The organism is Comamonas sp. SCN 65-56, assembly GCF_001724135.1.
Lineage (GTDB): Bacteria > Pseudomonadota > Gammaproteobacteria > Burkholderiales > Burkholderiaceae_C > Comamonas_C.
On record NZ_MEDS01000045.1, the window covers coordinates 1 to 6,333 of the forward strand.

The following is a 6,333-nucleotide window of genomic DNA, read 5'->3' on the forward strand; positions in this document are numbered from 1 at the left end:
ACAATGTTCGATAAGGGCGAATTGCTCGGGTGTGATCTCCATGGTCAGCAGTGTCATTCATCCGAACCATTCATTCAATTAGTGTTAACACTCCCTAGTTCCCGCCCAAGCGTCGAATTCCCTGGCATGGTGCCCGCTCGCTGCTCCAGCACAGCGAGCCGGTCGCGTGCAGTGGCAGCATCGCTTACGCGCGCACTGCCAAACACCACCACGGTCGAATGCACGCCTTGCTCACGCAAGATGCGTTCGGGCTTGAGCAGTTCGAGTTGGAGACGCAGCGGGCGCAGATCGTCCTGGCCAAGCAAATCGATGTCTTCATACGCAAGGCGGTATGTGGGTGAATCGAGGATGGCGCGCAGGCGCTCGTCAGGATCAGCGGGCGGTGTCATCGCTCGACCACCAGAAAATCCGGCCACGGAACGACCCGGCCGCGCTCGGGCACCGAGACCTGCCAGCCAAGCTGCTGTTGCAGGAGTTCCGCCAAAGCCTGCGCGGCGGACGGCTCCCCATGCACTACAAAGGTTTGCTCGGGGGCTTGCTTGAAGCCTCGGGCCCAGGCCATCAGGGCTGGTTGGTCGGCGTGCGCCGAGAGCCCATCGACACTGTGGATCGCCGCGCGCACCGGAATGTCGTCGCCGAAGATGCGCACGCGCGCCGCGCCATCGACCAGTTGGCGGCCCAGTGTTCCCTGCGCCTGAAAGCCGGAGAACAGGACGCTGCATTCCTTGCGCGGCAAATTGTGGCGCAGGTGGTGCCGGATGCGTCCCGCGTCGCACATGCCGCTGGCGGAAATGATGATCGCGCCCGAACGAATCTGGTTCAGCGCCATGGATTCGTCGGCGCTTTCCGTGAAATGCAGATACGGCAGGTTTTCGCCGCGCGCGTGCCACCCGGCCAAGCGCTTGGCCTGCTCGTCGAACAGCTCAAGGTGCTCGCGCGTGATGCGCGTGGCTTCCGTGGCCATCGGCGAATCAACGAATACCCTCGGTTGCCGCAGCCGCCCCTCGCTGGTGAGACGGTGCAGGTGGTACAGGACTTCCTGGGTTCGACCGACCGCGAAGGCCGGCACGATGACGTTGCCACCGCGTTCGAACAGGGTTTTCTCGACGATGCCGATCATCTCCTCTTCGGTTGCCGAAAAGTCCTTGTGCTGGCGGTTGCCATAGGTGGACTCGATGACGAGGATGTCGGCGTCCTCGATGGGTGTCGGGTCGCGCAATATCGGGCGTCCCGGCTGGCCAAGGTCGCCGCTGAATACCAGTTTTGTCGGGTAGCCGTACTCGGTGACCCAGACTTCGATGATGGCCGAACCGAGGATGTGCCCGGCATCGCGAAAGCGCGCGCGCACCCCGACCCGGGGCGCGAACTCCCGGTCGTATTCGATGCCTCGTACCTGCTGCAGGCATTCGCGCGCATCCTGCAGCGTGTACAGCGGCGGCAGCGGGTCCTTTCCGCGGAACCGCTTGGCACTGCGTTTTGCATCGCTCTCCTGGATGTGTGCACTGTCGGGCAGCATCACGCCCAGCAGATCAACCGTGGCGGGAGTGGTGTAGATGGCCCCTTTGAACCCGGCGCGGGTGAGTTTGGGCAATAGCCCGCTGTGGTCGATGTGGGCATGGGTCAGGAGCACGAAATCGATAGCTGCCGGGTCGAACGGAAATGGCTCGCGGTTGCGCGCCGCCGCCGCAGAGCCCCCTTGAACCATGCCGCAATCCACCAGGAAGCGCAGGCCCGCCGCCTCCACCAGGAAGCACGACCCGGTGACTTCGCGCGCAGCACCCAGAAATTTCAGTTTCATGGGATGCTCACTCGGGCTTCTTCTTTTGCATTGGACAGGTGTTCACGCCGAGCAGGCGATAGCCCGGACAGCGACCCGCCAGGCCGGTAATCAGCGGCATGATTCCGATGAGCCCCAGCCACCGCCATGGCGAATCCAGCCACAACGGCAAGCTGAGCAGGATCAGGCCGATGACGACGCGCGCGATGCGATCGAGGTTTCCTACGTTCGTTTGCATGGAGGCACTCCTTGATGGTGGGATAGAACGGGTTCGGGAAATCACGCCGACGGCTACATGGCCGCCGCGAAAATGGCACTGATTTCCTCGTGCGACGCCTGTATTGGATTGGTCAGTCCGCACGCGTCCTTGAGCGCATTGGTGGCCAGGGTGGGAAAGTCCTTGGCCTGAACGCCAAGCTGTGACAGCCCGTGGGGAATGCCGATGTCGGCGGACAATTGGCGAATCGCCAATAGGCACAGATCCGCGGCGGCCTCGTCGCCCAGGCCATCGGTTTTTCCCCCATCGCGCGGGCGATGTCGGCGAGGCGTCCCGCAGCGACCTGCTTGTTGTAGGCCTGCACGTGCGGCAGCAGGACGGCGTTGCACACACCGTGCGGCAGGTCGTAGAAGCCGCCCAGTTGATGCGCCATGGCGTGCACGTAGCCCAGCGAGGCATTGTTGAAGGCCATGCCGGCGAGGAACTGCGCATAGGCCATCTGTTCGCGCGCTTCGACGTTTCGCCCGTCAGCCACCGCCTTGCGCAGCCATTGGCTTATCAATGCCACGGCCTTGAGTGCGCAGGCATCGGTGATCGGCGTGGCAATGGTTGAAACATAGGCCTCCACCGCGTGCGTAAGGGCATCCATGCCGGTGGCGGCGGTCAAGCTGGCGGGTTTGAGCAGCATCAGCTCGGGGTCGTTGACCGAGAGAATGGGCGTCGTGTGCTTGTCGACGATCGCCATCTTCACGTGGCGCGCCTCGTCGGTGATGATGCAAAAGCGCGTCATTTCGCTGGCCGTTCCAGCCGTGGTGTTGATCGCCACCAAGGGCAGCTGCGGCTTGGCCGACTGGTCAAGTCCCTCGTAGTCCTTGATCGTTCCGCCATTGGCAGCGACCAATGCGATTCCCTTGGCGCAGTCGTGCGGCGAACCGCCGCCGAGCGAGATGACGAAATCACAATCGTTGTCGCGCAGTTGCTTCAGCCCATCGGCCACGTTCTTGGTCGTCGGGTTGGGCTGCACTCCATGAAAAACCAGGGTATCCACGCCGTGGCTGGCAAGAAGGTCGCGCACGTTGCCGACCAGTCCGAGACGAACCAAGGGAAGGTCGGTCACGATCAGCGCTTTCCTGAAGCCATAGGACTGGATGGCCTTGGCTGCATCACGAAGACAGCCCGCGCCCATCAGGTTCACGGGCGGAATGAAAAAGGCGGTGGTGGTCATGGCTTGGCTCCTTCGGTTGGCCTGTTGATGATCAAGTGAGTAAGGGTTTCGCGTTCCGCGCTTTGGCTTGTGAGGTGTTCCGTCGCGGCGGCGCTTGCAGGCATGCCGGAGCGACTTGCACGAGGCGTGGGTGCGGCGGCGCCTGTAGGCGAATGGGCGGCGCTTGGCGTCATGTTGGATACCTCCCAGCCGCCCCCGAGCGCCTTGTACAGCGCCACCAATTGCACGGCGGCGCTGGTATGCGCACGTGCGGCCGCAGTCTCGGCTTCGTGCAGGCTGCGCTGGGCGGCCAGCAGCTCCACCAGTGCAACATCGCCCGCGGCGTAGCGAGCCTTGGCGTAGCCGTAGCTGGTTCGTGCCGCATCCAGGGCCATGGCACGGCGCTCCAACGTGTCCAGCCCGCCGTGGTAGTCGCCCAGCGCACGCTCGGCGTCACCCAGCGCCGCCAACACCGCCTGCTCATAGGCCAGCGCCGCCTGCTGCTCGGCGGCCTCGCGTGCCCGAATCTCGGCACGCACGCGGCCACCATCGAACAGACGCCAGGAAATCAGCGGCAGGATGGAAAACCGTGAACTGGATGCATCGAACCAGTTGCCCGTGCTGAGCGCCTGAAACCCGCCGCCGACACCGATGGAGAGCTTGGGGAACAGCTCGGCCGTGGCCACGCCGATGTCGGCAGAACTCGCCGCCAGACGCCGTTCCGCGGCCAGCACGTCAGGGCGGCGGCGCAGAAGATCAGCACGTTCGCCCACCGGCAGGGCCCGCAGCGTGCACGGTGCCAAGGGGCCGTCGAGCAATGCCAGTTCACGCTCCGGTGGAGCGCCCAAGAGCACGCCCAGGCCCAGCACCGCGGCGCGCTGGCGGGCCTGGATGTCCGGCAGCAGTGCGTTGACGGCAGTCCACTGCGCATAAGCCGCCTCCACATCGGCGGCGGATGCGTCGCCCAATGCATGCCGCAGGCGCACCAGCTCCAAGGTCTGCTGCAGCGTATCCAGCGTGGCTTGTTGTGCATGCAGTTCGTATCCAGCACCAACGGCGGTGAACCAGGTGCGTGCGACCTCGGCCACGATGCGCATGCGCACACCCTGTGCTTCGACTTCGGTGGCTTGCAGGCGGGCGCTGGCGCCTTCCAGGGCGCGGCGCTTGGCGCCGAATAGATCGGCCTCCCAGGCCGCATCGAAGCCCGCATCGTAGATGGTCTGGGTGGCGTCCATGCCGGGAATCGAGCCCACGGGCAAGGGGCCGTTCTTGCTTTGCCCGCGTCGGTTCACGCTGGTGCCCGCGCTCACGGTGGGCATCTGGTCGCCAGCCACGCGGTCGCGCAGGGCGCGCGCCTCGTCGATGCGTGCCGCGGCTTGGCGCAGATCCAGGTTCTGTGCCAGTGCCGTGCCCATCAGGCGGTCAAGGATGGGGTCGTCCAACGCGGACCACCAGCGGGCCAGGTCCGCGGACTGCGATTCGCTCGCCAGAGGCAAGGTCCAACCGCTGCCGATGTCCACAGGAGGCGGCTCGCGGTAGTCGGGGCCCACGGCCGCACAGGCGGTCAGCAGCACGCAGGACAGGGCCAGCCCGAGCGGGCGCAAGCGCCTGGACGCCGGCGGTGCGGCTGGCGTGCGCGAGGAGAGGTGGCGGGTTTTGGTTTTCATTGCAGGCGTCCTCGGACGAATACGGTGGCCATCGTCAGCGTGGCGAGGGCGATGAGCGCCAGCGGCCAGAGGCTGGCGAGAATGTCGCCGGGCGGCATGGCCTTGAGGAAGCTGCCTTCGACGATGATGAGGAAGTGGGTCAGCGGAATGGCCTGGGCCAGCCACTGCAGGACGAGCGGCATGTTTTCCACCGGCGTCGCAAAGCCCGACATCAGCACCGCCGGCACGCCAATGGCGAACGCCCCCAGGATGGCCTGCTGCTGGGTCATGCTGACTGCGGAAATCATCAGGCCGATGCCGACCACCGACAGGATGAACAGCACCAGGCTGGCGAGCAGCAGCGCGAACGAGCCGGTGAACGGGATGCCGAACAGGAACACGCCGGCGCTGATCATGAACAGGCCCAAGAGCGTGCCGATCGCCAGCGCAGGCAGCGACTTGGAAACAATGATCTCCGGCGTCGAGGTGGGCGATACCAGCAACTGGTCGAAGGTGCCCAGTTCGCGTTCGCGCGCGATCGACAGCGAGGTGATGAGCAGCGCGCTGAACAGCGCCAGGATGCCCGTGAGCCCAGGCACGATGAACCAGCGGTAGACCAGGTTGGGGTTGAACCAGTGGCGCACGACCACGGGCGTCGGCGCCTGCGCGTCGGGCACGACCTCGGCCCCAACGTCGGCGGCGATGGTGGACAGGTAGGCGACGGTGATCTGGCCCGAGTTGCTGCGCCGGCCATCGACCAGAACCTGGGCGCGGCCGCTGTCGCCGGCGGCGATGGTGCGCGAGAAATCCACGGGAATGGCGAGCGCGGCGATCACCTCGCCGCGGTCGATCATCTCGTGCAACAGCCGCTGGCTGTCCACGTGCCGCACGTGGGTGATGAAGCGGGCGCTGTCCAGGCGCTGCACCAGCTCGTGCGACCAACGCCCGGCGTCCTGGTTGTAGACGGCGATGTCGACGTTGCGCACTTCCAGTGTGGCTGCAAAGGCGAATACCAGCAGTTGCAGGATCGGCGGTACGAATACCACCATGCGGCTGCGCGGGTCGCGCAGCACGCTGAGCACTTCCTTGATGAATTGGGCGCGCAGGCGGGTGAACGAGAAGGCAGAGGTCAACATCGCGTCACTCCAGGTTCTTGCGCGTGGCGCGCTTGGCGATCAGGAAAAACAGCGCCCCAATCGCCGCCATGGCCGCCAGGTTGGGCAGGAAGACGGCCCAGATGTCGCCGGCCAGGAACACGGTCTTGAGCGAATCGACGAAGTAGCGCGCCGGAACCGCCCGAGTGATGGCGCGGATCGGCGCTGGCATCGCATCGATCTCGTACAGAAAGCCTGAGAGCATGAAGGCCGGCAGAAAGCCCGTGAACAGGGCGATCTGCGCCGCCAGGAACTGGTTGCGCGCCAGCGACGAAATCAAGAGGCCCTGGCCCAGCGCCGGCACCATGAACACCGCCGACAAGAGCAGCAGCGCC

The 6,333-nt window shown here is 65.2% G+C and carries 5 protein-coding genes and 2 pseudogenes; all 7 read right to left on the reverse strand.

The window, feature by feature from the left end; translation table 11 throughout:
- Window positions 1-134: 134 nt before the first annotated feature.
- Window positions 135-389: pseudogene (locus ABS45_RS17330) on the reverse strand (3-isopropylmalate dehydrogenase); the annotation flags it as partial.
- Entirely contained in the window at window positions 386-1,798 is a 1,413-nt protein-coding gene (locus ABS45_RS17335; RefSeq protein ID WP_066708194.1) for an MBL fold metallo-hydrolase, read from the reverse strand. The gene ABS45_RS17335 and the pseudogene ABS45_RS17330, both read right to left, overlap by 4 nt.
- A 7-nt stretch (window positions 1,799-1,805) precedes the next feature.
- Window positions 1,806-2,015, reverse strand: coding sequence for a DUF2892 domain-containing protein (locus tag ABS45_RS17340; protein WP_013519671.1), 210 nt, complete (start codon window positions 2,013-2,015; stop codon window positions 1,806-1,808).
- Between the two features lie 53 nt (window positions 2,016-2,068).
- Window positions 2,069-3,219: pseudogene (gene yiaY, locus ABS45_RS17345) on the reverse strand (L-threonine dehydrogenase).
- Window positions 3,216-4,865: an efflux transporter outer membrane subunit gene (locus ABS45_RS17350; protein ID WP_024539902.1), complete on the reverse strand. Its 1,650-nt coding sequence runs from the start codon at window positions 4,863-4,865 to the stop codon at window positions 3,216-3,218. The pseudogene yiaY and the gene ABS45_RS17350 overlap by 4 nt, the downstream one beginning before the upstream one ends.
- The gene (locus ABS45_RS17355) at window positions 4,862-5,980 is read right to left on the reverse strand and encodes an ABC transporter permease (protein ID WP_013519668.1); all 1,119 of its coding nucleotides are present in this window, start codon (window positions 5,978-5,980) and stop codon (window positions 4,862-4,864) included. The genes ABS45_RS17350 and ABS45_RS17355 overlap by 4 nt, the downstream gene beginning before the upstream one ends.
- Window positions 5,981-5,984: 4 nt before the next feature.
- The coding region (locus tag ABS45_RS17360) for an ABC transporter permease (protein ID WP_291558184.1) at window positions 5,985-6,333 on the reverse strand (349 nt) is incomplete at its 5' end.